Below are 24,475 nucleotides of genomic sequence, written 5' to 3' on the forward strand. Positions count from 1 at the left end.
CGCCGCGCCCCGTCAGCCCCGTCAGGCCGGCGCCGGGGCGGGCTCGCCCCCCGCACCCTCCAGCGGACGCTCGCGCTGCGGCGCCGGCTCGATGGCCGCCGGCTGCGGCGCCGGCTGGGCGGGTTCCGAAACCAGGGCCGGCAGCTCCCTGCCCTCCTCGAGCAGCTTGATGTCTTCCGAATCGAGCGTCTCCCGCTCAAGCAGCGCCTTCGCGATCGCCTCGAGCAGCGCCTGGTTCTCTTCGAGGACGCCACGCGTCGCGGCGTATGACTCATCCAGGATCCGCTTGATCTCGCCGTCCACGAGTTCGGCGGTCTTCTCGCTGACCTCGCGGCGCTGAGAGAGGTCCCGACCGAGAAAGACCTCCTGTTCCCGGTCCCCCACGGACATCGCGCCCACGGCGGGCGACATCCCGAACTGCGTGACCATGCGGCGCGCGAGATCCGTCGCGCGCTCGATGTCGTTACCCGCGCCGGTCGTGATCTTGCCGTCGCCGAACATCATCTCCTCGGCCACGCGCCCGCCGAAGAGCATCTTGAGCTGGCCCTCGAGCCATTCCTTGGTGTAGTTGTGGCGGTCCTCCTCGGGGAGTGAGGCCGTGATCCCGAGGGCACGTCCGCGCGGGACGATCGTGACCTTGTGGAGCGGGTCCAGACCCGGGACGCGGAGCGCGACCACGGCATGCCCCGCCTCGTGGTAGGCCGTGACGCGGCGCTCTTCCTCGGAGATCACCATGCTCCGGCGCTCGGTACCGAGCATGACCTTGTCCTTGGCCCGCTCGAACTCCTCCATGTAGACGCGATCCTTGTCGTCCCGCGCCGCGATGAGGGCGGCCTCGTTCACGACGTTCTCGATGTCCGCGCCCGAGAGCCCGGGGGTCCCCTTCGCCAACACCGCGAGGTCGACGTCGTCGGCCAGCGGGATGTCCTGCGTGTGCACCTGGAAGATCCCTTCGCGCCCCTTGATGTCGGGATTGTCGACGACGATCTGGCGGTCGAAACGACCCGGACGCAGGAGCGCGGGATCGAGCACATCGGGCCGGTTCGTCGCCGCGAGGAGGATCACCCCTTCGGTCGACTCGAATCCGTCCATCTCCACGAGCAGCTGGTTCAGCGTCTGCTCCCGCTCGTCGTGCCCGCCGCCGAGACCGGCCCCCCGGTGGCGTCCGACGGCGTCGATCTCGTCGATGAAGATGATGCAGGGCGCCTGGGCCTTCCCCTGTTCGAAGAGATCGCGGACGCGGGAAGCGCCCACGCCGACGAACATCTCGACGAAGTCGGAGCCCGACATCGAGAAGAACGGTCGTCCGGCCTCCCCGGCGACGGCTCTCGCGAGGAGCGTCTTTCCGGTCCCCGGCGGTCCGACGAGGAGCGCGCCCTTCGGCAGGCGTCCTCCCAGACGCGAGAACTTCCGCGGATCCTTGAGGAACTCGATGATCTCCTGCAGTTCGTCCTTCGCCTCATCGCACCCCGCAACGTCGGCGAAGGTGATCTTCGGCGTGTCGCCGCTCAGGAGCCGGGCCTTCGACTTCCCGAAACTGAACGCCCGCGATCCTCCGGCCTGCATCTGCCGGATGACGAAGAGCCAGAGCCCGATGATGAAGATCCAGGGGAGGATCGAGATGAATACGTTGAGCCAGTTGCTGCGCGCGGGAAGCGTCTCGATCGTGATGTCCGCCTCTAGGAGTTCGCTCATCAGGGCGTCGCCGATCTCCCGCGTCGGCAGCAGGAGATGGAAGTTCGCGATTTCCGTCTCGTCGACGGTGATCGCGCTCCTGAGACTGCCCTCCACCTCGCCGGTTCCGAGGCGCACCTGGATCGACTCCACGTTCCGCTGCGTGATCTGCTCGCGGAACTGCGTGTAGCTCAGCGTCTCCCGACCCTCTCTGGCGCCTCCCATGAACTGGAGGAGGGCGACGGGGATCAGAATCAGCAGGGCCCAGAACGACGCCGTCCTGAGCCATCGGTGCATGCGGCCCGAGGAATCGCTGCCGTCCGGCCTCTGCGGCTGTTCTTGTCTCATTTTGATCTATTCCGACCTGTTCCGGCTCCGATGTCTCGCCCGAGACTGTCCCGCATACGACTCACGTACGGGGACACGCGATGAACGGAAGGTGACGAAAATCCTCCGCGTGATCCAATCCATACCCCACAAGGAACTCATTTGGTGCATCGAAGCCAACCCACCGCGGCTCCCAATCGAGATCCGGCGCGATGCGCTTGTGGAGGAGCGCGCAGATCTCGACGGACGCGGGATCCCGATCGGCGATCCCGCCGCACAACTGGTTCAGCGTGGTGCCGCTGTCGACGATGTCCTCGACGATGATGATGTGCCGGCCGGCCATCGGGGCCCGCGGGTCGTAGAGCAGTTCGACGCTGCCCGAACTCTTCATGCCCGTGCCGTAGCTCGACGCGACGAGGAAGTCGACCTGCAGCGGCCGCCGGATCTGGCGGACCAGGTCGCCGAGAAACACGAACGACCCCTTGAGCAGTCCGAGCAGCAGGATATCGGCATCCGGCGGGTACGCGGCGGCGATCTCCGCTCCCATGCCGGCGACGCGGGCCGCGATCTCCGACGCGGAGTAGACGATGCGTCCGAGCGGTTCGCCCCCTGTGTACTCCTCGAACTCACGTTCCGCGGCTGTCATCGTTCCGGTCCCGGCGCTCTGTGAATCCAATGGCGAACCACGCTCCTCCGGAGTCGATCGGTTCCACCGCCGCCCGGGAGTGTCCGGCCACCCACAGCACTCTCCGGTCGGCGTCCACGACGACCGGCACGCCCGCACGATCCGAGGCCGGCACGCGGCACTCCATCAGGAGCTTCGCGACCTTTCGCGACCCGGCCCGCGTGCGGATCCGGTCTCCGGGTTGCGGCCCCCGTACGCGGATCGGGAACCGGATCCTGTCGACGGGGAAGGCGGTCGCCCAGCGTTCCGTGCCCTCGAGGGCGCTCCAGCGCACCTCCCAGGCGTTCCCGCCGAGGCGGAGCGGCCCGCGACCCGCCCGCCGCGCCCGCGTCCGATCGATGTCGAGTTCGTGGTCGAGCGGCACCTCTCGCCCGCGTCGCACATGGATCCGATCGAACTCCCGTTCGACCCGCAGGCCCGCCGCGATGTCCACTCCGCGTCCGCTTTCCCCCGCGTCCAGGAAGGCTGCGCCCGTCCGGGTGCCGCGCCGGGACACTCGGAAACCCATGTCCCGGGCGACGTGCCGCAACATGCGTCCGCGAGCCGCCCGATCATATCCCAGCAATCGAGGCCGGGCAATTTGGGCTCCGTCGGCGCTTTCCCGGTATCCCGCGGCGGAGAGGAGGCGCCGGGCGGCCGCTTCCAGCCCGCCTTCGGCGACCAGGGCGTTCCGTCCGAGTTCCGCCAGCAGTGCGCGGACGGAGGGCTCCTCGGCGGCCAGCGCCGGGAGCAGCCCGTGCCGCATCCGCGAGCGGCGGTAGCGGGGATTCCGGTTGGCGGGGTCTTCCGCCCACTCCCGTCCCGTGGCTCGCAGGTAGCCCCTCAGCTCCTCTCGCGAGAAGCCGAGCAGCGGGCGCACGAACGCGGCGCGGCGCGCGGGGATGCCGGCCAGCCCGCGAAAGCCGGGGCCGCGCAGGAGGTTCATCAATACCGTCTCCACGTGGTCATCGCGCTGGTGTGCGAGGGCGACGCGATCCGCCCCGGCGCGACGCCGCGCGTCGGCCAGGAACGCGTATCGGGCCGCCCGCCACTCCGCCGGGCCGCCCGCGAGTCCGTTCGTCCGGCCCACGTCGCACGGCACTCCGGCCCGGCGGCAGACTTCCGCCGCCCTCGACGCCGATGCGGCGCTTTCCGGCTGGAGTCCATGGTCAAAATGGGCCGCGCTCAGCTTCAGCGGCCAGGACTCGCCGAGCGCGCGGAGGAGGTGCAGGAGCGCGAGCGAGTCCGATCCGCCGGAGAAAGCCACGAGGACGCGCGAGCCTCGCGGCAGAAGTTCCGGAGCCGCGCGGAGCACACCCCGCAGGCGCGCGGCGACGCCGGCGCCCGGAGCTGACGGGGCTTCGGCGCGGGGCGTCAGGACTCTCCGTGAGGGGGGCGGTCTCTCCACGCCGCAGGGCCGCGGCGGAAGTCCAGTTCCTCGGCCACGGAGACGCCGAACTTCGGTCGTGCCGGCAACTCCCCGAACGCGATCTCGCGCGGGGGCTCCGGAGAGGCGTCCGCGGAGGCCGCCCCGGATCGGCCGAGCTTGCGCCCGTGCTCCCAGACGCGATCCCGCCCGGCGACGTATGCGCGCAGAGCGCCCGTGACGTCCCTGGATCCGCTCAAACCTCCATCACCTCCGCTTCCCTGCGCGCGAGCATCGCATCGATCTTCTTCACGTACTCGTCGGTGTGCGTCTGGACCTCCGACATCGTGCGGCGGGCGATGTCTTCACCGACCTCCCCGTCCCGCTGCATCTTCAGGAGCCGGTCGCGCGCTTCGTGCCTCGCGTGCCGGATCGAGACCCGCCCCTCCTCCGCCATCCGGTGGAGGATCTTGACGAATTCGCGCCGGCGCTCCTCGGTCAGCGGTGGAATGGGGACCCGGACGACGGCCCCGTCCACCGAAGGGTTGAGCCCCAGGTCGCCGCTCTGGATCGCGCGCGCGACATCCTGGGCGATGTTCGGGTCGTACGGCTGCACCAGGAGCATCGTCGGCTCGGGGGCGCTGACGTTCGCCACCTGCCGCAGCTGCACGATGGACCCGTACGCCTCGACCCTCACACCGTCGAGGATCGCCGTCGTCGCCTTGCCCGTACGAACGGTGGCGAATTCCCGCGCGATCGCCTCGATCGCGCTCTCCATCGCCAGGACCGCATTCTCCAGCGTCTCCTCCGGCACCGTCCCCTCCGATCAAAGGCTCTGTCGCCTAGGCGACGAGGGTCCCGATCCTCTCGCCTTGCAACGCTGCCAGGATTGCACCCGGCCGCTTGATGTTCAAGACGACGATGGGCAGCGAGTTTTCCTTGCACAGGGAGATCGCCGCCGCGTCCATGACGCCGAGTTCGCGGGTCATCACCTCGAGATAGCCGATCTCGTCGATGAGCGAGGCCTCCGGGTCGGTCTCCGGGTCCGCCGTGTACACACCGTCGACCCGCGTCGCCTTCATGATCACGTCGGCTTCCATCTCGATCGCCCGGAGCACGGCCGCCGTATCGGTGGAAAAATACGGATTTCCCGTACCTCCCGCGAAGATCACGACCCTGCTCTTCTCGAGATGGCGCAGCGCGCGGCGGCGGATGTAGGGCTCCGCGAGTTCCTCCATCCGGATGGCGGACATCACGCGGGTCTCCACGCCGGACTGTTCGAGCATGTCCTGGAGCGCCATCGCGTTGATCACGGTCGCGAGCATGCCCATGTAGTCCGCGCTCACCCGATCCATGCCGCGCGCGCTCGCCACGGTGCCGCGCATGATGTTCCCGCCGCCGACGACAAGCCCGAGACTCACGCCGCTCCGGTGGACGCGACGGATTTCGTGCGTGAGTTCCTCGATGACCGGCGGGTCGATGCCGAACCCCCGGTTCCCGGCGAGCGACTCGCCGGAGAGCTTCACGAGGGCGCGGCGATACTTCAGGTCGGCCGCGCCCCCGGGCATCCGGTCGGAACTCAGCCGCCCACCTCGAAGCGGACGAACCGCCGAACGGCCAGATCCTCTCCCGCCTTGCGCAGTACGTCCTTCACCGTCAGGTCCGGATCCCGCACGTAGGCCTGCCAGAGGAGCGCGTTCTCCTCATAGAACTTGCGCATGCGGCCCTCCACGATCTTCTCCGTGATCGAGGCCGGCTTGCCCTGCTCCAGCGCCTGTTCGGTCAGCAGCTTGCGCTCGCGTTCGACCTCCGCCTCCGGAATGTCGTCCGGCGACACGCCCCGGGGATTCGTGGCCGCGGCATGCATCGCAACCCCGCGGGCCGCCTCGGTCGCGGCATCGCCGGAGTCCGAAACCTCCAGCAGCACGCCGATGCGATTTCCGAAGTGGACGTAGGATGCGAAGGCCCCGTGCGCGCCGAGATCATAGCGCACGGCGCGTCCGACCTGGACGTTCTCTCCGACCTGCACCCGCAGCTCGTTGAGGCGGCTTTCGATCGCGTCTCCCCCCTCGAGCTCAAGCAGAGCGGTGCCCTGCACGGTCTCCCCGTCCGGCACCGGGAGGTCGAGCAGCCGGTCCGCCAGGTCCCGCGAGAAGTCCTCGAACGCCTCGCTGCGCGCGACGAAGTCCGTTTCGCTCAGCACTTCGACCATCGAAGCGGACCCGTCGCGCATCGCGATGCGGATCGTGCCCTCCGAAACCGCACGCGCCACGCGCTTCGCCGCCTTTGCCGCGCCCGCCTTCCTGAGCAGGTCCACGGCCCGCTCCGTATCTCCGTCCGATTCGATCAGCGCGCGCTTGCAGTCCATCATCCCGGCGCCTGTCCGGTCGCGGAGAGCCTTCACCGCCCCGGCCGTGATCTGCGTCATGGTCTCCATATCTCCTTCCCAAAAAAAAGGGCCACCGAAGTGGCCCCTTGTGGTCACTTCTCTTCTGACTCCACCTCTCCGACAACTGCCGCTTCGGCGCCCTCCGATCCGGCGTCCGCCGCGGGCTCCGGGTTGTCGGCCACCGCGGGCTCCGGCTTGTCGGCCGCCGCGGGCTCCGGTCTGTCGGCCGCTTCGGGCTCCGACTTGTCGGCCGCTTCGGCCTTCGCATCGCTCTCGGCCGGCTCGGCTCCCTCGTCCGCACTCTCTATCACGGCCGGATGGTGCAGCCGCTGCGCGATGACCTCCGGGCGTGGCTTTCGCCTCGGCCTCCGGCGGCGCGAACTGCCGGCGGCGTCGGCGACCCCTCCGGCGTCGCTCGAATACGTGTACGCCTGCGACTCGGCCTCTTCCCGTCCCGCCTCCGGAATCTCGCGACGCGCCGCTTCCACGACATCCGCGACCGAGCAGGTGATCAGGGAGACGGAGCGAATCGCGTCATCGTTGCCCGCGATGGCGATCGTGAGGAGATCGGGATCCGCATTCGTGTCCGCGATCGCGACGACCGGGATGCCGAGGCGGTTCGCCTCGCGCACCGCGATGTCCTCGCGGGTCGAATCCACCACGAACACGAGCCCCGGAAGCCGTGACATCTCCTTGATGCCCGACAGATAACGGTCGAGCTTCTGGCGCTCCCGCTCAAGGAGCAGCCGTTCCTTCTTCGTATAGAACTCGAACGCCCCCTCCTCGACGCCGCGCTCGAGTTCCTTCAGGCGTGCGATGTTCTTCTTGATCGTCTGGAAGTTGGTGAGCATCCCGCCGAGCCAGCGTTCCGTGACGTAGAAGGAACCGCACCGCTCGGCCTCTCCCCGCACGACGCGGGCGAGTTGGGGCTTCGTGCAGACGAAGAGCACGGACTTGCCCCCGACGATCGTCTCGCGCACGAGTTCGTGAGCCCGTTCGAGCTCCCGCTGCGTCTTCTTGAGATCGATGAGGTAGATCCCGCCGCACTCGGCGAAGATGTACTTCCGCATCTTCGGATTCCAGCGGTGTGTCTGGTGTCCGAAGTGTACGCCCGCCTTCAGGAGGTCCTGCAACTCGACGCCCATGCGCTCGGCTTTCCGCCTTCCCGCTATCGTTTGGAGAACTGGAAGCGCTTGCGCGCCTTGGGACGACCCGGCTTTTTCCGCTCGACGATGCGGGGATCGCGGGTCAGCATGCCGTGGGACCGCAACGTGCGCCGGCGGTCCTCATCCATCGCGAGGAGGGCGCGCGCGATGCCCAGGCGCGTGGCCTCCGCCTGGCCGGTGATGCCCCCCCCGCGGACCCGGACGGCGATGTCGTACGACGCTCGCGTCCCGGTGACGTCGAGGGGCGCCGCGACGACCGAACGGTGTCGCGGGATCGTGAAATACTCCTCGAACGGCCGGCCATTCACGTTCACGACGCCCACGCCACGCTTCATCGTGATGCGGGACACCGACTTCTTCCGGCGTCCGACCGACTGGACCTGTTCCGTTTCCGCCAACTCTCGTCTCCCTGGCAGTCCGTGTGCGCTCTGTCGTCCCTGTGCGCGCTGCCGCTATTCCGCGATCGCGTCGAAGGGGCGGGGGCGCTGAGGCGCGTGAGGATGCTCCGGCCCCGCGTACACTCTCAACTTTCCGAGCATCTGCCGCCCGAGCGTGTTCTTCGGCAGCATGCCCTTCACGGCCAGCTTGATCACCCGGTCGGGGTGCCGATCGAGCATGCGCCGGAAGGGGATGAAGCGCTCTCCGCCCATGTAGCCGGAATGCCGGAAGTATTCCTTCTGATCCGCCTTGTTCCCGGTCAGCCGGACACGCTCCGCGTTGACCACGACGACGTAGTCGCCGGTGTCGAGGTGCGTGCTGTAGATCGGCTTGTGCTTTCCGCGAAGGACGGTCGCGATCCTCGTCGCGAGCCGGCCGAGAACCTGATCCGCGGCGTCGACCACGTACCAGTCCCGTTCAATCTCCCCCGCCTTCACCGAGTACGTCTTCATTCGTTCTGCCCACCTCAAAAAAACCGCCCGGCGGGACGGATGCCGAGCGCGTGAAAATGATAGCCCGTGAAGCTATTCAGCGCTTCGCATGAAGTCAATCGCGGGTCAATCGCGGGTGGAGGCGCATCTTCGGACGGGACGAGAGGGCGACGCGTCCCGACGCGGGACGTTTCCGGCCCGGGGCGCGCCGTCGCCGACATGGCGAACGAGCCCGGACCGCTCGGCGCCCGCGCGCAGCCGCGAAAGGCCGCGCTCCTTGAGTTGGCGCGTCCGCTCCCGGGACACGTCGAGGGCAGCCGAGATCTCGGCTGGCGTCTGCGGCCGCTCGAAGCCCAGACCGAAGTATCGGCGCACGACCTCCGATTCGAGCGGCGGGAGGTCGGCCAGACTCGCCTCGATGGCGTCCTGCAGCCGCTCCCGAATCAGTCCGGCTCCGGGCTCGGGCGCCTGTTCGTCTGCCAGCAGTTCCTCGAAGGTGCAGGTGCCCCCGGGGGCCATCTCGTCGAGAGAAAAGCGGTGCGGGGCGGGTTCGCCGCGCGGCCGATGATCGCCGTAGTCGGCGATGGCCTGCGTCATGGCCCGCCGCACCCAGTAATGCGCGTAGCTGATGAAACGGACGCCGCGCTCCGGGTCGAACCGGTCGGCGGCGCGCACGAGTCCCAGATTCCCCTCGTTCACGAGGTCGGCCAGCGGAACCCCGCGGCCCCGGTAGCCGCGCGCGACCGACACGACGAAGCGGAGATTCGCACTGACGAGCCGTACCCGCGCCGCCTGGTCGCCGGCCCGACTTCGCCGCGCCAGTTCCACTTCGGCTTCCGCGTCGAGCAGGGTCTCGCGACCGATGTCCGTCAGGTAGCGTTCGAAGATGCGGACCATTCCGGGTCGAACTCAGTCGACGCCGCGCAGAATCCGGCCCCAGCGGATCTCGGTGAGCCAGGACCAGGGGCCCCTCGGCTCGCGAGCGTACGAATAGTACACCAGGAAGGGCGTCCCCCGGATCGCATCCCTGGGCACGAAGCCCCAGTAGCGGGAGTCTTCGGAGTTCGACCGGTTGTCGCCCATGACGAAGTAGCTGTCTCCGGGCACCACGAGAGGACCCCAGTTGTTTCGCGTCGTCACCGCCCCGGAGCGGCGCGCGCCATCGGTCAGGAACCGGCGCTGCCACGCGAACTTCGGGCTCGGGGCGTCGGGGAAGTTCGACGCGGCCTTCACGTAGGGCTCCTCGAACGGAACCCCGTTCACGAAGAGCCGCGCCCGCCGCATGCGCAGCGTATCTCCCGGCATCCCGACGATCCGCTTCACGTAGTTCGTGCGCGGGGGCTGTTCGGCGGACTCGGGCGGCGCGAACACGATGACGTCGCCGCGCGAGGGCTCACCGAAGGCGGGAAGCTCGAGGTCGGTGCCGGGGATTTCGGCTCCGTACACCATCTTGTTGACGAGGAGGAAGTCGCCGATAAGAAGCGTGTTCTCCATCGAGGCGGTCGGGATCTGGAAGGCCTCCACGACGAAGGTCCGGATGAAGAGGAACAGGACGAGGGCGACGAAGATGGACTTCGTCCATTCCCACATCCACCGGCCGACGGACGCGTCGCGTCCCCTCCGCGCCCGGATCGAGGGAGCCCGGAACCTGCGGACTCGCCGACGCCCCTCGGCGTCCTCTTCCATTCCCTCAGTCGGTCGTTCCTCCATCCCACCCTTCCCTGTTCCACAAGCCGGTGATTGGCGGTCCCGTGCGCGGTCCGGTTTCACGTCCCGAATCCGGGCCGGCCGCACTCTGTGATGTACGGGGGAACCTCAACGCGGTCTCACCGCCCGGGCTCACCAATCGACATCGATCTGCGCGCGCTGCAGCGTGCCGCTGTAATCGACGTACGCCACCTTCGTTTCCGTGTAGAACTCGTAGACTTCCCACCCCCCTTCACGGTGCCCGTTGCCCGTGTTTTTGACGCCGCCGAAGGGGAGGTGCGCCTCCGCGCCGATGGTGGGCGCGTTCACATAGGTGATGCCGTTGTCGAGTTCCTCCACGGCGCGGAAGGACGCGGTCACGTCCCGCGTGTAGATCGACGACGAGAGCCCGTATGGAACTTCGTTGTTGATATCGAAGGCTTCGTCGATCGTGTCGAAGCGGATCACGGAGAGCACCGGCCCGAAGATCTCCTCGCGCGCGGCCCGGTGTTCCCGTTCGACGCCCGCGAGAACCGTCGGCTCGAAGAACCAGCCGTCGGCGAGGCCGCTCTCCGCCGGCCGCCCGCCCCCCGTCGCGACGGTCGCCCCCTCCTCGCGGGCGATCGCGATGTAGCGCTCGCACTTCTCGCGAGCCGCCTCGTGGATGAGCGGACCCACGTCGACGCCGGCCTCCTGCCCGTCGCCGAGGCGGAGGGAGCGCGCTTCGTAGCACAGTTTCTCCACGAACTCGTCGTGGACCTCGTTCTGCACGAGGAGCCGGCTCGTCGCGGTGCAGCGCTGCCCGGTCGTGCCGAAGGCGCCCCATAGCACGCCCTCGAGGGCGAGGTCGAGATCCGCGTCCGACATGACGATCTGTGCGTTCTTGCCGCCCATCTCGAGGGAGAGGCGCTTGTGCAGGCGCCCCGCGACCTCGCCGATCCGGCTGCCCGTCTCGGTGGATCCGGTGAAGGAGAGCCCGGGGATGCCGGGGTGTTCGACAATGGCGCGGCCGATCGTCTCGCCGCGGCCGTGCAGCAACTGCACGCACTCGGGCGGCAGGCCGGCCTCGAGCAGGATTTCCACGAACCGATGCGCGCTGTGGGGCACGTCTTCCGAGGGCTTGTAGATGATGCTGTTCCCGCAGAGCAGCGCGGGGAAGATCTTCCAGCTCGGGACCGCGACCGGGAAATTGAAGGGGGTGATGATCCCGAACACGCCGATCGGACGCCGGAACGACATCGCCCACTTGCTCCGCAGCTCGGAGGGCGCCGTGCGTCCGAAGAGTCGCCGGCCTTCCACCGCCGCGTAGTAGGCCGTGTCGATGGCCTCCTGGACGTCGCCGCGCGTCTCGTCGAGCACCTTTCCCATCTCGCGCGTGGCCGTGCGCGCGAGATCCTCCTTGTGCCGCGTGAGGAGGTCCCCCGCCGCTTTCAGCACGAGACCCCGCTCCGGGGCCGGCGTCCTGGACCACCGCTCGAAGCCACGCTGCGCGGAGGCCACGGCCGCGTCCAGTTCCGCTGCGCCGGTGTCCGGAAAGAGGCCGATGAGGTCCGACGTGCGCGCCGGATTCCGGTTCTCGATGTACTCGCCGGTGGCGGGCGCGACCCACTCGCCCGCGACGTAGTTGAGGAACTTCTCAGCCATTGCCGGAGGAACTCCGCTGTTAGCGATTCATCAGGAGGATGATCTCCTCGTTTTCCACCCGGACGTCGACGACGGTCGCGGGGATGTCGAAGAGCACGGTTCGTCCGTCCGCACGCAACCCCAGCTGCTGCGCGGCCATGCCGAGCATCATCGGGGGCACCGGGAGGACGCCCGCCTGGAGATTCACGACGTGAAGCCCCCCCTCGCCGCTCTCCCCCACCCGCGGGAGGACCTCTCCGGCGACCCGGGCGGAATCCCCGAGCATCGTCGCCAGGCTCTCCGCCATGTCCGCGGCGATCGGGAGTTGCGTGAAGTCGAGCACAACGGAAAAGGCGACGGTCGAGTCGCGCAGTTCGACGGCGGGCTCGCCGACGCCCGCCGGCAGCCGGGGGGTCAACTCGTAGCGAACGTAGCTCTGGAGTTCCGTCTCGGTGAACCGCGTCTCGGCCGCCCCGCCGCCGCCCGCCAGTTCCTGCAGCGCCGCGTCCACGTCCGCGGCCGCCTCGGGGCCGAATTCGGGCGCGGACTCGACGACGACGATCTCATCCGCGCCGACGTTCGAGAGCCACGCCTCGATGTCCTCCCGGAAGATCCAGCCGGCGAGCAGCAGAATCAGGAGGAAAATGAGAAAACCCAAGCCTGTGAAGAGCTTCCGGAAGAATCCCATGTCAACCGCCTCCGACCGGAATCGGGTAAAGAGGAAAAGCTAGCGTCGTGCGCGCCGGACGTCATCGGTGCCGCCCGCCAGCTGGCAGGCGGCGACTTCGGTGTGCCGTGCTCCGCGGGGGAGAAGTTCGCTCCGCATCAGTGACACGCACCGGACGTCAACCGTGGCCTCGAAGCGGACACCCGCGACGGCGCCCGCCAGACCTACGGGTGGTCGGGGGCGGCGGATTCGTCCCACCGTTACGTGCGGGCGGAAGGGACGCGGGTCGGGGGCGACGCCGACGCCGACCACGGCCTCTTCCGCGGATCGCCGCAGCGCGGAGAGCGGCGGAGCCTCCTCGACACCGACCCACAGAACGCGGGCACGCCGGTGGGAGGGGAAGACGCCGGCGGCGCGCAGCCGGATCGGGAAGCGCGGCAGCTCCGCGGTCGCCGCGGAGATCGCCCGTGCAAGCGGCGCCTCGAGGCGGCGGTCGACCTCTCCGATGAAGCGCAGCGTGAGGTGCATTTGCTCCGCACGCACCGGCCGCACCCCCTCCAGCGCCCGCAGGGCCGCGGTCGCGCGCGTCAGCTCCGCGCGGATCGCGGAGGGGAGGAGGACGGCGACGAAGAGCCTCGACCGGGCGTCGGGGGCGACATATCCTGCGGCTGCCATGATCCTCCTCATCGACAACTACGATTCGTTCGCCTTCAACCTCGCGCGGTATCTCGAGGAACTTGGGGAGACCGTGCGGGTGCGGCGCAACGATGACGTCGATCCGGGGACCCTCGAGGACGAAGGCTTCTCGCACATCGTCATCTCGCCCGGTCCCTGCACGCCCGCCGAAGCCGGCGCTTCCGTCGAGGTGATCCGGGTGGTGGGCGCGGAGATCCCGATTCTCGGCGTTTGTCTCGGACACCAGTGTATCGCCGCGGCGACCGGCGGACGCGTCGCCCGGGCCGCGCGTCCGATGCACGGTCGCCTGTCGGCGATCCGGCACGAAGGGAGCGGGCTGTTCGCGGGCCTCCCCTCGCCGCTCGAGGTCACCCGCTACCATTCGCTGATCGTGGATCCCGGCGAACCCGGGGACGGCCTCCGGGTCACGGCCCGAACGGAGGAGGGCGAAGTCATGGCCCTCGAACACGAGTCGCGGCCGCTGTGGGGCGTCCAGTTCCATCCGGAAGCCGTACTGACGGCGGGCGGACGCCGCCTGCTCGGGAACTTCCTCGCGCTCGGAAGGGGGGAGGTTCCCGCTTCCGAGCCCGTGGAAGCCGGCCTCTGCGCGGAGCTCCCGGCCGACGCCCTGGTCCCGGCGGACTCGCGGTAGCAGGCCCGTCATCAACTCATCATCGGCTCACAACGACGAAGTGTCTTGATTGGCATGGCAGCGACGTTCGCGACGACGTTGCTGCCCCCCTACATGTACCCCGGCCCAGGTGCCACGCTATGGGTGCTGCGGACACGATCTGACGTAACCGGATTGCCCGCCGACCGACGAGGTTTGCCGCGTTTGAGCCGTTCGCGATGGACGACACCGGCATCTCCGATTGGTACGGTTGTCGTAGCAATTCCAACCGATGGCGGCGACGGCGTCCGGCGAGCTGATGCCGGAACGACGACCTTTGTACGGCTTCTTCGTTGGGTCAGGATCATGTGCCGGGGGAGAAGACCGACATCGCGTGGACGGAGAGTCTTGAGCCACCGTCCGCGCGATATCGGGAAAGGGTCATGCTAGTTTACGCAATCTCCTATGTCGCGTCCGCAATCGCGGCAAGCTCCAGCCGCAGCCCAGCAAGCCCCAAGGTCTCCTGTCACGCATTCTAGGCCTAAAGCTGCGCACAGGGCACAGCTCTCAAGGGCCTCGATACACTCCGTTAGGCCCTCCTCTTGTGCGCATACAGGCGCAGCGCCGACCGGTAGCGTGACGCCTGCAATTTCTGGCGATTGCGCGGGAAAGAAGAACGCAGCGACAACAACCAACGCGATTGGGACAAACCGCTTCATGGGGACTTCCTCCTATCGAGGGTGAACCCGTCGTCGAGCACGGAGAGTCTAGTGGGTAGCACGCGACCGGGCTAGGCAGTTTCGTATGGAGACCGCATGAAACGTGCGGCGACATAAACAGAATCGTCGAGAACTTCCTCTGGCATGCGATGAACGCATAGGCGCATGCGGAACAAGCGGTTGCCGCCATCATCGTCCAGTCTTGCGCACACACCGGACCGCACCACACCGACCAGAAACTCCCGCGCGCGGTCGGTGCCTTCACTGCTGTGAAGGACGCAACGCAAACCGACTCATCGCGGGGATTGGATTAGTCGTTTCAATTGGGTCGCTCCGTTCGGAAGGTCGGCGTCGCGTGAGGGAGAGTCTGGTGTCACAAAACCAAAGCGGCTCCCTAGAAGCGTAGACAGGATCGCCATCCCACGAGCCTCTGCTCCGAACTCCATGGCGCCCGTGACCTTAGCAGGGTCCGCGGAAACGAATCGCTTCGGCGACGTGGTCTTCGGATACGCGGCCCCGTCCCTCCAGGTCTGCGATGGTTCGGGCGACGCGAAGCGCGCGGTGGTAGCCGCGGGCCGTCAAGCCGAGATGCGTCACGGCTTTCCGCAGGAGCGAACGGCCGCCGCGGTCGATCCGGCAGGCCTCCTCGAGACGGACTGGCGGGATCCGCGCGTTGATCGTTCCGTGACGGCGGGCGGCGCGGGCCCGGGCCTTCGACACCCGGGTCCGCACGACCGCGCTCGTATCGCCGGACGCCGCTTGCGCGAGTTGCTCCCAGCGCACGGCCGGGACATCGACGAGCATGTCGATCCGGTCGAGGAGCGGTCCACTGACCCGGCGGCGGTAGCGCAGCACGGTTTCCTCGAGACAGCGGCAGCGGCCCGGCACGCCCAGGAAGCCGCACGGACAGGGGTTCATCGCCGCCACGAGGGTGAACTCGGCGGGAAAGCTGGCCGATCCGGCCGCGCGGACGATCCGCACCTGTCCTTCCTCGATCGGCTGGCGCAGCGCCTCCAGCGTGCGGCGCCCGAACTCCGGGAGTTCGTCGAGGAAGAGCACGCCGTGATGGGCAAGCGATGCCTCGCCCGGCCGCGGACGGGTCCCGCCCCCGATCAGCCCGGCCTCGCTGATGGAATGGTGCGGCGCCCGGAAGGGTCGGGCGCGCTTGAGTCCGGAACCGTCGGCCAGGAGGCCGGCGATGCTGTGGATCGCCGTCACGTCCACCGCCTCCCTTACGTCGAGAGTGGGGAGGAGACCGGGGAGGCAGCGGGCGAGGCTCGTCTTGCCCGAACCCGGGGAGCCCGAAAAAAGGAGGTTGTGCCCGCCGGCGGCCGCGATCTCCAGCGCCCGCTTGGCGACCGGCTGCCCCTTCACGGCCGACAAGTCGAACCCGGGATCGTCAGGCGCGGGGTCACCCGAGGTCCGAGCGGCGGGGGATAGCAGCACCGCGGGTTCGCGCAACCGGGCCTTGCCATTCAGCGCGGCGAGGAGGTAGGTCAGCGACTCCGAGCCGCCCACGGCGATTCCTTCCGCCGCCGACGCCTCCCGCAGGTTCGCGACCGGCAGGAGGAGGCGCGCGACCTGCGGGTTCGCGGCCGCGAAAAGGGCGATCGGGAGGGCGCCCCGGATCGGGCGCAGCGAACCGTCGAGCCCGAGTTCGCCCACGGCCAGGGTCCCGTCGAGGGCGTCCTGAGGGAGGTCCCCCTTCGCGCACAGGATCCCGAGCATGATCGGCAGATCCAGCGCGGCCCCGGTCTTGGGAAGGTCCGCCGGCGCCAGGTTCACCGTGATGCGCAACCCGGGAACGTGAAGGCCCAATTGGGCCGCGGCGGCCCGGATTCGCTCGCGGCCCTCGCGCACGGCGCTCTGCGCGAGGCCGACGATCTGCATCAGCGGCGTCCCGTGGATCAGCGACACCTCGACGCTCACCGGCCGCACGTCGAGTCCCATCACCGCCGCCGACATCACCGAGGCCGACCCCACCCACTTTGCCATTCTTCTTCGCTCCCCTCCCCGCAGCCTTGTAACTTCACCGTGAGTCATTGATCGGCGCCGGTCTCAACCGGTTCTCAAACAGGCCGGGAACGAGCGCAGGAACGAGGGCAGTTTGGCGAAGAGCGTGAGATCGTCGTGCGGCGGCGCCATCAGTCCGCGGGAAGACCGGGCGTCACCGCCGAGAGCGGTGAGGCTGCCGGGCGTGCTCCTGCTGAGTGCGCTGCTCGCGGGACTGCCGGCTCCCCCGCCGCTGAGCGCGCAGGAACTGGACGCGGGCCACCTGTATCTTCGCGAAGCCGGACGCCGGGTGGGGACGGAGCGCTTCCGGGTCTGGCGGACCGGGTCCACGGTGAACGCCGCCGCGAGCGTCGAGATGGTGCAGCGGACCGCATGGCTGGTGCGGCTCCAGATGGACCCGGACCTGCTCCCGGTGAAATACGAGATTCGCGAAGGGGTATCGGCTATCGTGAGCGGGGAGCGCTTCCCCGACCGGGTCCGCTTCCACTTCGCGACGCCGGAGGGCGAGCGCTGGAAGCAGTACCCGGTCCAGGATGCGGCCGCGATCCTCGAGCCGGGGGTCGCTCATCACTATCTCGTGCTCGTGCGTGCGCTCAGAGAAGCGCCGGACGGGCGGTTGACGGCGATCCTGCCCCTCGACGGGCGGACCGTGACCGTTCGCCTCGCCGCGCGGACGGGGGAGAGCGTCTCGCTCGGCGAGGAGTCGGTGGACGCGACCCGGTACGACGTGGACATGGAAGGCGCCCTGCACCGGGTGTGGCTCGACGCGGAAGACCGGCTCCTCCGCGTCCTGGACTCCGAGGGACGCGAGGCTCTGCGCGCCCCAGCCGGGGGCTGAGACAGACCACCGAGGGGTCAGAACAGAACGGTCAGAACAGAACGGAGGAGAAGAAGATGGAACACCTTCCGGAATCGTCCGAGGCATCCGTGGAGGAGCACGCGATCCCCTCCCTGCCCGTGCGCATCGTGCAGGTCTTCGTCTCGCCGGCGGCGCTGTTCGATGCACTCCGCCAGCGGCCGGCCTGGATGGGCGCCACCCTGGCGCTGATCGGACTGAGCATCGCGCTTCAGTTCCTCACGCCCGTCATCGTCCCCGAAGAGGTATTGCGGAGGGCGGCGGAGGCCCGAATCGCGGACTTCATACCGGCGGGAGCCGACCCCGAGGTTCTGGAACAGCAGGTCGACGCGGCCGTAACCCCGGGAGTAGGCGTCGTCGTGGGCACGATCATCATGACGCCCCTCGTACTCTCGCTCATCGCGGGACTCCTCCTCATCGCGTTCAACGTCATGCTGGGGGGCGAAGCCAGCTTCAAGCAGCTGCTGAGCGCCGCCGCGCACGCGATGTACATCGGGACGGCGGGTGGGCTCGTTTCCATCGGCCTGATGGCGGTCGGGGCCGAGATCGTGACGCTCTCGCCCGGTCTCTTCCTGCCCGAGATGGAGGGGTTCATCGGCAGGTTCCTAAACGGAATCAACGTCTTCTCTGTTTGGACCTGCGGGGTGCTGGGGGTGGCGGTGAGCCGCTTCTATCCGGGCCGGTCCGTGGCGGCGGGCACGACGTATCTGCTCGTACTCTACCTGATCTTCGTGGCGGCGGTCGCGGTGTTCGCGGGCCTGCTAGCCGGCCTGGCCGGCTAGCAGGGGTGAAACCGCGCAGGTCGCCTCGACGTACCCGTGACGTATCGATGACGTACAGCCGGGGGCGGGCCATGCAGTCGCCCGGACCGCCCGCCGAATCTCGAAATAAAGGTCGTTGTACAGGATGAAGAAAGCGATCATCGCGGTCGTCGTGGTTGGGCTTCTCGCGACCATGGGATTCCTCGCCATGCAGCGGGAAGGGCGTGGCGCCGTCGAAGTCCGCGTAGAGGCCGTAGGGCTGCGGGATCTCATCGACGACGTCTCCGCGACAGGCCATATAGAACCCAAGACGCACGTGGACATCACGACCGACGTCGCCGGGCGGATCATCGAACTCCCGGTGGAGGAAGGGCAGGACGTGGAGGAGGGAGACCTCCTGCTTCAGATCGACCCGGCCCTCTTCCGCGCGGCGGTCAACCGGGCGGAGGCCGGGGTGGCGCAGGCGCAGGCCACCCTCGCCCAGCAGCGGGCGGCATACGAGCAGGCGCAGCGGGACGCGGATCGTCTCACGGCGTTGCAGGCGCGAGGGACCGACTTCGTGACCGAGGCGGAGGTTGAGCAGGCGGTGACAAACGCCGAGGTCCAGCACCGGCTCTTCGAGGCTTCGGAACATTCCGTGCAGCAGGCGGAGGCAAACCTCGACCAGGAGCGTGACCGGCTAGGGAAGACGACGATCCGGGCGCCCATGTCGGGCCGGATCACGCGGCTCAACGTCGAGCGCGGCGAGACCGCAATCGTCGGGACGATGAACAATCCGGGAAGCCTGCTCCTCACCGTCGCGGACCTGTCCGTCATGGAGGCCGTGATCGAGGTGGACGAAACGGACGTGCCCGACATTACCATCGGCGACTCCGCGTATGTCGAGATCGACGCCTTCCCCAACCAGCGTTTCGTGGGGACCGTCACCGAGATCGGCAACAGCTCGATCGTCCCCCTTAATCCCGCCACGTCCGGAGGTTCGGCCCAGGCGATCGACTTCGAGGTGCGCATCGAGCTTCGTGAGCCGCCCGAAGGGATCCGGCCGGACCTGTCCGCCACAGCGGACGTGATCACGGCCACCCGCGACCAAGTGCCCAGCATCCCCATCACGGCGCTGACGCTGATGGATGCGGACGAATACGAGGAGATCCCGAACGAGAATCTGCCGAGCGCTCCGGGCTCCGACGCGGCGCGGGATATCGAGGGCGTCTTCGTCGTGGAGGGGAACATCGTCCGCTTCCGGCCCGTGGAGATCGGCATCGCCGGAGAGAACTACTTCGAGGTCGTCTCGGGGATCGAACTCGGCACGACCGTGGTCTCCGGCTCGTTCCAGGCGATCCGCGAACTCGGCGACGGGAGCCGGATCCAGATCGACGGGCCGGGGCCCGGGGCCGCCGTCAACGGCGACGGCAGCGAAGGAAGCGACGCCGCGATCAACGGGGAGGACGGACGATGAGCGCGAACGGCCAGATGACGTCGATGATCGTCACGCGCGATCTCCGGAAGGACTACGTGATGGGCACGGAGACGGTGCACGCGCTGGCCGGCGTGGACATCGAGATCCTCCGGAACGAGTACGTGTCGATCATGGGACCCTCGGGCTCGGGCAAATCGACGCTCATGAACATGATCGGCTGCCTCGACTCCCCGACGAGCGGGGAATACGTCCTCAACGGGCAGGCGGTCCAGGACCTGAGCGACGACAACCTGGCCCGGATTCGAAACCGCGAGATCGGCTTCGTGTTCCAGACCTTCAACCTTCTGCCGCGGGCGACGGCGCTGCACAACGTGGAGTTGCCGCTGATCTACGCGGGGGTGTCGAGCAAGGACCGGCAGCGGAGGGCGGCGCACGCGCTCGAGATCGTGCAGTTGGCCGACCGGATGGACCACAAGCCCAACGAGTTGTCCGGCGGTCAGCGCCAGCGCGTGGCCATCGCGAGGGCGCTCGTCAACGACCCCTCGATCCTCCTCGCGGACGAGCCGACAGGCAACCTCGACTCCTCGACCTCCGAGGAGATCATGGATGTCTTCGACACGCTCCACGAGAACGGCCAGACCATCATCATGGTCACGCACGAGTACGACATCGCGGCCCGCTCCCAGCGCGTGATCACGCTCGTCGACGGCAAGGTCGAGGCGCAGATGTCGGTGGACTACTACCTCGCGCGCGGCCTCCAGCAGCCCACGGCGGCTCCGGCCGCGGCGGACCCGCCGGCGAGCCCGGAGGCCGAGACCGAGCCCGAGACGTCCCCGGAGGCCGAGCGCGCTCAAGCACCGTCCCTGAAGGCCGACGCCGCTCCAGCGCCGACGCTGGAGCCTGCTCCGGCACCGCCGCCGACAGCCGCTCCGGTGGACCCGGTGCCGCCGGAGGCCGCGCCTCCCGCCCCGGGAACGCGGCGTCCCATTTCGAACCCCTGGGCGCCCCCGCCCACGCCGCCCGCCGATGGCGGCCGCTAGCGGCCGCGCGACGCTCCGCCGATGAGATTCTGGGAGGGCATTCGCCTGTCGCTGCAACAGGTATGGACGCAGAAGCTGAAGTCGTTCTTCGCGCTCCTCGGCATCATCATCGGGATCACGTTTCTAATCGCCGTGATCACGATCGTTGAGGGCTTGAACAGCTATGTGCGCGACGATTTCGCGGGTTCCCTCTTCGGCGTGAATACGTTCACGGTCGTGCGGCGTCCGCAGATCACCACTGGTCGCATCGATGAGGCCGAGCGACGCCGGCAGCGCCGCAATCCCCAACTCACCATGGAGGACGTGGCGGTCGTGCGAGACGCGGCGCCCGACGCCCAATACCTGGCCTACTACGCGCGAGATGTCGCGGGCTCGGCTCGCTACGGGCAGTACGAGCGACGCAATGTCCTCATGGTCGGAGGTTCGCCGGAATACGAGGCGGTCCAGGGGTGGAAGGTGGTGGATGGGCGGGGGCTGACGCCGATCGATGACCAGCAGGCGCTTCCCGTCGCGGTCATCGGCGCCCAGATCGCCGAACGGCTCTTCCCCACGACATCGCCCATCGACAAGCGCATCCGGGCGGGCGGGCACGGCTTCAGGGTCGTCGGCGTGCTGGAGGCCGAGGGTGGCTTTGTGGGGAATCTGCGCGATGCGGCCATACTCGTTCCCTTCGAGACGTTTCAGCGCACGGTGGCGCGTCGGCGGCTGGAGGTCGACGGGATCACCGTCAAGATGGGATCGATCGACGAACTCGAGCCGGCCATGGCGGAGGTGGAGGGCGCGATGCGCTCCAACCGGCGCCTGCGGCCCTCCGAACCGAACAATTTCGGCATCGACACGTCGAGCGGGCTGCTCGATGCGTGGGAGACGATCAACCGGGTGCTGATGACGGCGCTCCCCGGGCTGGTCGGGATTTCGCTCGTGGTGGGCGGCATCGTGATCATGAACATCATGCTGCTCTCGGTCACGGACCGGACGCGCGAGATCGGGCTCCGCAAGTCTCTCGGAGCTCGGCGCCGCGACGTCCTCTTTCAGTTCCTGACCGAGGCGTCGACGCTCTCGATCGTGGGGGCGGCGCTCGGCATCGGGACCGGATTCGGGCTCGCGTTCATAATCGAGCGACTCTGGTCGCTCCCGACAGCGGTCTCGGTTCCGGCGATGATCATCTCCCTAATGCTCGGGCTCGGCGTCGGAATCGCCTCCGGACTCTACCCGGCGTATCGGGCGGCGCGGCTCGACCCGATCGAAGCCCTCAGGTTCGAGTGAGGCTGCGATGAGCGGGCGCGGGCGCGGCATGGGGTTCATCGCGACGGTCACCGAGGGGATCGCCGTCGCCTTCGACTCGCTCGGGGCGAACAAGGTACGGAGCGGTCTCACGATCCTCGGGGTGACGATCGGAGTCCTCGTCGTCATGGTCATGGCGGCGGTGATCACCGGGATCAACCGGAGCTTCTCGGAGTTGATGGCCCCTGAGGGGGTCACGACCTTCTGGGTGGCGCACTTCGACTTTTCCTCCATGCAGATCAGCGGTCCGCTGGAGGAAGGCGAGGACGCCTTCTTCAAGAACCCTCCGCTCGAGCCTGAATGGACGAAGGAACTGGGCCGGATCGAGGGGATCCGGAGCGCGGCGCCGATCGTGGACCTCGCGGGGTCGGGATACGAGGCCTCCTCCGGCGGCGACCGGGTCGAGATCGGACTCTACGGAGTTGGCGCCGACTACATCGAGATCTCGGGCGGAGATATCATCGCGGGCCGCTGGTTCACGCAGTCGGAGGCCGACCGGCGCGCTGCGGTCACCGTGATCGACTCGGCCACGGCGGTGGAGCTGTTCGGCACGCGGGATCCGATCGGACGGGACATCCGCGTCAGCCGGGGCAGCGAGAACGCGAGGGTCCGCGTGGTCGGCATCTACAGGGTGCCCGCCAATCTCTTCGCCGGCCTGGTTTCGCACTACGTGTGGATGCCCTTTGCGACGGCCGACAAGCTGCTGCGGGTATGGGATCGGCAGATCAGCTTCGTCGTGCGGCCGGAACCGGAGACGGAGCTGCAAACCGCGCTCGACGCGACCCGCGCCCGTATGCGGCAGTTGCGGGGATTGCAGATCGGCGAGGAAGACGACTTCGCCATCATGACTCCCGATCAGATGATGGCGCTCTGGGGCCAGCTGACGAACGTGCTCTTCGCCGCCATGGTCGGCCTGTCGAGCATCGGGCTCATGGTCGGTGGTGTCGGCGTCATCGGCATCATGATGATCTCCGTCACGGAGCGGACCCGCGAGATCGGGCTCCGCAAGGCGATGGGCGGACGCCGCCGGGACATCATGTGGCAATTCCTCGTGGAAGCGGCCACGCTCACGCTGCTCGGCGGGGCGACGGGGATGGTGCTCGGAGGCGGGCTCGTGTGGATCGTGAACCAGGCCACGCCGCTCACCGCCGTCGTGCCGATGTGGTCGATCGTGGCCGCGCTGGCGGCCTCGATTCTGACCGGTATCGGCTTCGGACTCTACCCGGCCTCCCGGGCCGCGGGTCTGGACCCCATCGACGCGTTGCGTTACGAGTAGTCCTCTCCCGCGGCGTTAAACGCGCGACCTGACTCCGGCACGCGACGGAAGCCGCGGGCGATGGGGAGGCGCGTATGACCGCTCGTGGCGGCATGGGCTTCTTGTCAACGGTCACCGAAGGGATCGCGGTCGCCTTCGACTCGATCGGCGCCAACAAGGTTCGGAGCGGCCTCACGATCCTGGGCGTCACCATCGGCGTGCTCGTCGTCATGGTGATGGCGGCCGCGATCACCGGCATCAACAAGAGCTTCGAAGACGCGATGTCGCCGAACGGCGTCGAGACGTTCTACGTGGCGCACTGGGACTTCACGTCGGGGGGCTTCGGTGGCGGCCCTCTGGGCGAGGAGGAGCCGGACCTGTTCCGGAACAAACCCCTCGATCCGCGGTGGGCCAGGGACCTCGGACGCATCCCGGGCATCCGGAGCGCATCTCCGTTCGTCGAACTCACCGGCGATTTCGGTCCGGGGGCCTTCGAGGCGAGCGTCGGATCGGATCGTGTCGAGATCTCGTTCTACGGGGTCGGGGCCGACTATCTCGAGATCTACAGCGGCGACTTCATCTCGGGCCGCTGGTTCACGCACCCCGAGGCCGAGCGGCGGGCGCCCGTCGCCGTGATCGATTCCACCGTGGCGGCCGACCTGTTCGGGTCGCTCAATCCGCTCGGCCGCGAGATCCGGATCGGCGAAGGCAGCCGCGGAGCCATGTTCCGCGTGGTCGGCGTGTACCGCGTGCCGGCCAACCTGTTCGCCGGCCTCGCGTCGCACTACGTGTGGGTACCGTTCGCGAGCGCGGACAAGCTGCTGCCCGTCTGGGACCGGGCCGTCAGCATCATCGTGCGGCCGGAACCCGAAGCCGACCTTCAGATGGCGCGCGACGCGACGCACGCGCGGATGCGGCAGCTTCGCCAACTGGAGCCAGCCGAGGAGGACGACTTCGCGGTGCTGACCCAGGAGCAATTGCTGAATCTCTGGGGTCAACTGACAAACGTCCTGTTTGCGGCGATGCTCGGGTTGTCGAGCATCGGGCTCATGGTGGGGGGGGTCGGCGTGATCGGGATCATGATGATTTCCGTGACGGAGCGGACGCGGGAGATCGGGTTGCGGAAGGCGATGGGCGGACGGCGGCGGGACATCATGTGGCAATTCCTGGTCGAGGCGGCCACGCTCACGCTGCTGGGCGGAGCGACCGGGATGCTGATGGGCGGCGCAATCGTTTGGGTCGTGAACGCGCTCACGCCGCTCCCGGCCGTCGTGCCACTGTGGTCCATCGTGGCGGCCCTTGCGGCATCGGTGCTCACCGGGATCGGTTTCGGACTCTACCCGGCTTCGCGGGCCGCAGCGCTGGATCCGATCGAAGCGCTGCGCTACGAGTAGGCGACCGAAAGGCGAGCGGC

Annotated in this window: 23 protein-coding genes and 1 pseudogene; 8 read left to right on the forward strand and 16 right to left on the reverse strand. The window is 68.3% G+C overall.

Features of this window, described 5'->3' with window-relative positions; translation table 11 throughout:
• Nucleotides 1–21: 21 nt before the first annotated feature.
• The 15 genes from ftsH to thpR form a co-directional block, all read right to left on the reverse strand.
• Complete coding sequence (ftsH, locus tag RN729_RS12305; RefSeq protein ID WP_310785188.1) at nucleotides 22–2,022, reverse strand: ATP-dependent zinc metalloprotease FtsH; 2,001 nt, start codon at nucleotides 2,020–2,022, stop codon at nucleotides 22–24.
• Nucleotides 2,023–2,083: 61 nt separating this feature from the next.
• On the reverse strand, nucleotides 2,084–2,647 hold the full coding sequence (hpt, locus tag RN729_RS12310) for a hypoxanthine phosphoribosyltransferase (protein WP_310785190.1): 564 nt from the start codon (nucleotides 2,645–2,647) through the stop codon (nucleotides 2,084–2,086).
• Entirely contained in the window at nucleotides 2,628–3,932 is a 1,305-nt protein-coding gene (gene tilS, locus RN729_RS12315) for a tRNA lysidine(34) synthetase TilS (RefSeq protein ID WP_310785191.1), read from the reverse strand. Before tilS ends, hpt begins: the two co-directional genes overlap by 20 nt.
• A 107-nt stretch (nucleotides 3,933–4,039) precedes the next feature.
• Nucleotides 4,040–4,291: a hypothetical protein gene (locus RN729_RS12320; protein WP_310785194.1), complete on the reverse strand. Its 252-nt coding sequence runs from the start codon at nucleotides 4,289–4,291 to the stop codon at nucleotides 4,040–4,042.
• Complete coding sequence (gene frr, locus RN729_RS12325; protein ID WP_310785196.1) at nucleotides 4,288–4,845, reverse strand: ribosome recycling factor; 558 nt, start codon at nucleotides 4,843–4,845, stop codon at nucleotides 4,288–4,290. Before frr ends, RN729_RS12320 begins: the two co-directional genes overlap by 4 nt.
• A gap of 28 nt (nucleotides 4,846–4,873) precedes the next feature.
• The gene (gene pyrH, locus RN729_RS12330; RefSeq protein ID WP_310785198.1) at nucleotides 4,874–5,599 is read right to left on the reverse strand and encodes a UMP kinase; all 726 of its coding nucleotides are present in this window, start codon (nucleotides 5,597–5,599) and stop codon (nucleotides 4,874–4,876) included.
• Nucleotides 5,600–5,610: 11 nt separating this feature from the next.
• Nucleotides 5,611–6,459, reverse strand: coding sequence for a translation elongation factor Ts (gene tsf / locus RN729_RS12335; protein ID WP_310785200.1), 849 nt, complete (start codon nucleotides 6,457–6,459; stop codon nucleotides 5,611–5,613).
• Nucleotides 6,460–6,512: 53 nt separating this feature from the next.
• Nucleotides 6,513–7,565 (reverse strand): 30S ribosomal protein S2, encoded by a 1,053-nt coding sequence (gene rpsB / locus RN729_RS12340; protein ID WP_310785202.1) that lies wholly within the window; start codon nucleotides 7,563–7,565, stop codon nucleotides 6,513–6,515.
• 23 nt (nucleotides 7,566–7,588) lie between these two features.
• Complete coding sequence (gene rpsI, locus RN729_RS12345) at nucleotides 7,589–7,984, reverse strand: 30S ribosomal protein S9 (RefSeq protein ID WP_310785204.1); 396 nt, start codon at nucleotides 7,982–7,984, stop codon at nucleotides 7,589–7,591.
• Nucleotides 7,985–8,038: 54 nt separating this feature from the next.
• Entirely contained in the window at nucleotides 8,039–8,476 is a 438-nt protein-coding gene (gene rplM / locus RN729_RS12350) for a 50S ribosomal protein L13 (protein WP_310785206.1), read from the reverse strand.
• 105 nt (nucleotides 8,477–8,581) lie between these two features.
• Nucleotides 8,582–9,352, reverse strand: coding sequence for a sigma-70 family RNA polymerase sigma factor (locus RN729_RS12355; RefSeq protein ID WP_310785208.1), 771 nt, complete (start codon nucleotides 9,350–9,352; stop codon nucleotides 8,582–8,584).
• A gap of 12 nt (nucleotides 9,353–9,364) precedes the next feature.
• A complete protein-coding gene (gene lepB / locus RN729_RS12360; RefSeq protein WP_310785210.1) occupies nucleotides 9,365–10,045 on the reverse strand; it encodes a signal peptidase I in 681 nt (226 codons plus the stop codon).
• A gap of 249 nt (nucleotides 10,046–10,294) precedes the next feature.
• Nucleotides 10,295–11,785 (reverse strand): aldehyde dehydrogenase family protein, encoded by a 1,491-nt coding sequence (locus RN729_RS12365; protein WP_310785212.1) that lies wholly within the window; start codon nucleotides 11,783–11,785, stop codon nucleotides 10,295–10,297.
• A gap of 19 nt (nucleotides 11,786–11,804) precedes the next feature.
• A complete protein-coding gene (locus RN729_RS12370) occupies nucleotides 11,805–12,452 on the reverse strand; it encodes a hypothetical protein (protein ID WP_310785214.1) in 648 nt (215 codons plus the stop codon).
• Between the two features lie 39 nt (nucleotides 12,453–12,491).
• Nucleotides 12,492–13,106 carry an RNA 2',3'-cyclic phosphodiesterase gene (gene thpR, locus RN729_RS12375; RefSeq protein ID WP_310785216.1) on the reverse strand — a complete coding sequence of 205 codons (615 nt, stop codon included), beginning with the start codon at nucleotides 13,104–13,106 and terminating at the stop codon, nucleotides 12,492–12,494.
• Between thpR and RN729_RS12380 the strand changes: the two genes are divergently transcribed.
• Nucleotides 13,105–13,758, forward strand: coding sequence for an aminodeoxychorismate/anthranilate synthase component II (locus RN729_RS12380; protein ID WP_310785218.1), 654 nt, complete (start codon nucleotides 13,105–13,107; stop codon nucleotides 13,756–13,758). The genes thpR and RN729_RS12380 overlap by 2 nt on opposite strands.
• Nucleotides 13,759–14,894: 1,136 nt before the next feature.
• Here RN729_RS12380 and RN729_RS12385 read toward each other — a convergent pair.
• Nucleotides 14,895–16,430 (reverse strand): YifB family Mg chelatase-like AAA ATPase, encoded by a 1,536-nt coding sequence (locus tag RN729_RS12385; RefSeq protein ID WP_310785220.1) that lies wholly within the window; start codon nucleotides 16,428–16,430, stop codon nucleotides 14,895–14,897.
• A 187-nt stretch (nucleotides 16,431–16,617) separates the two neighbouring features.
• Here RN729_RS12385 and RN729_RS12390 point away from each other — a divergent pair, with 187 nt between their 5' ends.
• From RN729_RS12390 to RN729_RS12420, 7 genes and pseudogenes are all read left to right on the forward strand, one after another.
• Nucleotides 16,618–17,286: a hypothetical protein gene (locus RN729_RS12390; protein ID WP_310785223.1), complete on the forward strand. Its 669-nt coding sequence runs from the start codon at nucleotides 16,618–16,620 to the stop codon at nucleotides 17,284–17,286.
• 56 nt (nucleotides 17,287–17,342) lie between these two features.
• Nucleotides 17,343–18,086, forward strand: coding sequence for a YIP1 family protein (locus RN729_RS12395; RefSeq protein ID WP_310785225.1), 744 nt, complete (start codon nucleotides 17,343–17,345; stop codon nucleotides 18,084–18,086).
• Between the two features lie 124 nt (nucleotides 18,087–18,210).
• Entirely contained in the window at nucleotides 18,211–19,521 is a 1,311-nt protein-coding gene (locus RN729_RS12400) for an efflux RND transporter periplasmic adaptor subunit (protein ID WP_310785227.1), read from the forward strand.
• Nucleotides 19,522–19,535: 14 nt separating this feature from the next.
• Nucleotides 19,536–20,204: pseudogene (locus tag RN729_RS12405) on the forward strand (ABC transporter ATP-binding protein); the annotation flags it as partial.
• A 339-nt stretch (nucleotides 20,205–20,543) separates the two neighbouring features.
• Entirely contained in the window at nucleotides 20,544–21,788 is a 1,245-nt protein-coding gene (locus RN729_RS12410) for an ABC transporter permease (RefSeq protein ID WP_310785230.1), read from the forward strand.
• Nucleotides 21,789–21,795: 7 nt separating this feature from the next.
• The gene (locus tag RN729_RS12415) at nucleotides 21,796–23,082 is read left to right on the forward strand and encodes an ABC transporter permease (protein ID WP_310785233.1); all 1,287 of its coding nucleotides are present in this window, start codon (nucleotides 21,796–21,798) and stop codon (nucleotides 23,080–23,082) included.
• A gap of 74 nt (nucleotides 23,083–23,156) precedes the next feature.
• On the forward strand, nucleotides 23,157–24,455 hold the full coding sequence (locus RN729_RS12420; protein ID WP_310785234.1) for an ABC transporter permease: 1,299 nt from the start codon (nucleotides 23,157–23,159) through the stop codon (nucleotides 24,453–24,455).
• Nucleotides 24,456–24,475 lie beyond the last annotated feature (20 nt).

Source organism: Candidatus Palauibacter polyketidifaciens (assembly GCF_947581785.1).
Classification (GTDB): domain Bacteria; phylum Gemmatimonadota; class Gemmatimonadetes; order Palauibacterales; family Palauibacteraceae; genus Palauibacter; species Palauibacter polyketidifaciens.

What these genes read in the sequence shown, in the direction of transcription:
- ftsH (WP_310785188.1), bottom strand. Translation starts at nt 2,022, where the DNA reads ATGAGACAAGAACAGCCGCAGAGGCCGGACGGCAGCGATTCCTCGGGC.
- hpt (WP_310785190.1), bottom strand. Translation starts at nt 2,647, where the DNA reads ATGACAGCCGCGGAACGTGAGTTCGAGGAGTACACAGGGGGCGAACCG.
- pyrH (WP_310785198.1), bottom strand. Translation starts at nt 5,599, where the DNA reads ATGCCCGGGGGCGCGGCCGACCTGAAGTATCGCCGCGCCCTCGTGAAG.
- tsf (WP_310785200.1), bottom strand. Translation starts at nt 6,459, where the DNA reads ATGACGCAGATCACGGCCGGGGCGGTGAAGGCTCTCCGCGACCGGACA.
- rpsB (WP_310785202.1), bottom strand. Translation starts at nt 7,565, where the DNA reads ATGGGCGTCGAGTTGCAGGACCTCCTGAAGGCGGGCGTACACTTCGGA.
- rplM (WP_310785206.1), bottom strand. Translation starts at nt 8,476, where the DNA reads ATGAAGACGTACTCGGTGAAGGCGGGGGAGATTGAACGGGACTGGTAC.
- RN729_RS12355 (WP_310785208.1), bottom strand. Translation starts at nt 9,352, where the DNA reads ATGGTCCGCATCTTCGAACGCTACCTGACGGACATCGGTCGCGAGACC.
- lepB (WP_310785210.1), bottom strand. Translation starts at nt 10,045, where the DNA reads ATGTGGGAATGGACGAAGTCCATCTTCGTCGCCCTCGTCCTGTTCCTC.
- RN729_RS12365 (WP_310785212.1), bottom strand. Translation starts at nt 11,785, where the DNA reads ATGGCTGAGAAGTTCCTCAACTACGTCGCGGGCGAGTGGGTCGCGCCC.
- RN729_RS12370 (WP_310785214.1), bottom strand. Translation starts at nt 12,452, where the DNA reads ATGGGATTCTTCCGGAAGCTCTTCACAGGCTTGGGTTTTCTCATTTTC.
- RN729_RS12380 (WP_310785218.1), top strand. Translation starts at nt 13,105, where the DNA reads ATGATCCTCCTCATCGACAACTACGATTCGTTCGCCTTCAACCTCGCG.
- thpR (WP_310785216.1), bottom strand. Translation starts at nt 13,106, where the DNA reads ATGGCAGCCGCAGGATATGTCGCCCCCGACGCCCGGTCGAGGCTCTTC.
- RN729_RS12385 (WP_310785220.1), bottom strand. Translation starts at nt 16,430, where the DNA reads ATGGCAAAGTGGGTGGGGTCGGCCTCGGTGATGTCGGCGGCGGTGATG.
- RN729_RS12395 (WP_310785225.1), top strand. Translation starts at nt 17,343, where the DNA reads ATGGAACACCTTCCGGAATCGTCCGAGGCATCCGTGGAGGAGCACGCG.
- RN729_RS12400 (WP_310785227.1), top strand. Translation starts at nt 18,211, where the DNA reads ATGAAGAAAGCGATCATCGCGGTCGTCGTGGTTGGGCTTCTCGCGACC.
- RN729_RS12410 (WP_310785230.1), top strand. Translation starts at nt 20,544, where the DNA reads ATGAGATTCTGGGAGGGCATTCGCCTGTCGCTGCAACAGGTATGGACG.
- RN729_RS12415 (WP_310785233.1), top strand. Translation starts at nt 21,796, where the DNA reads ATGAGCGGGCGCGGGCGCGGCATGGGGTTCATCGCGACGGTCACCGAG.
- RN729_RS12420 (WP_310785234.1), top strand. Translation starts at nt 23,157, where the DNA reads ATGACCGCTCGTGGCGGCATGGGCTTCTTGTCAACGGTCACCGAAGGG.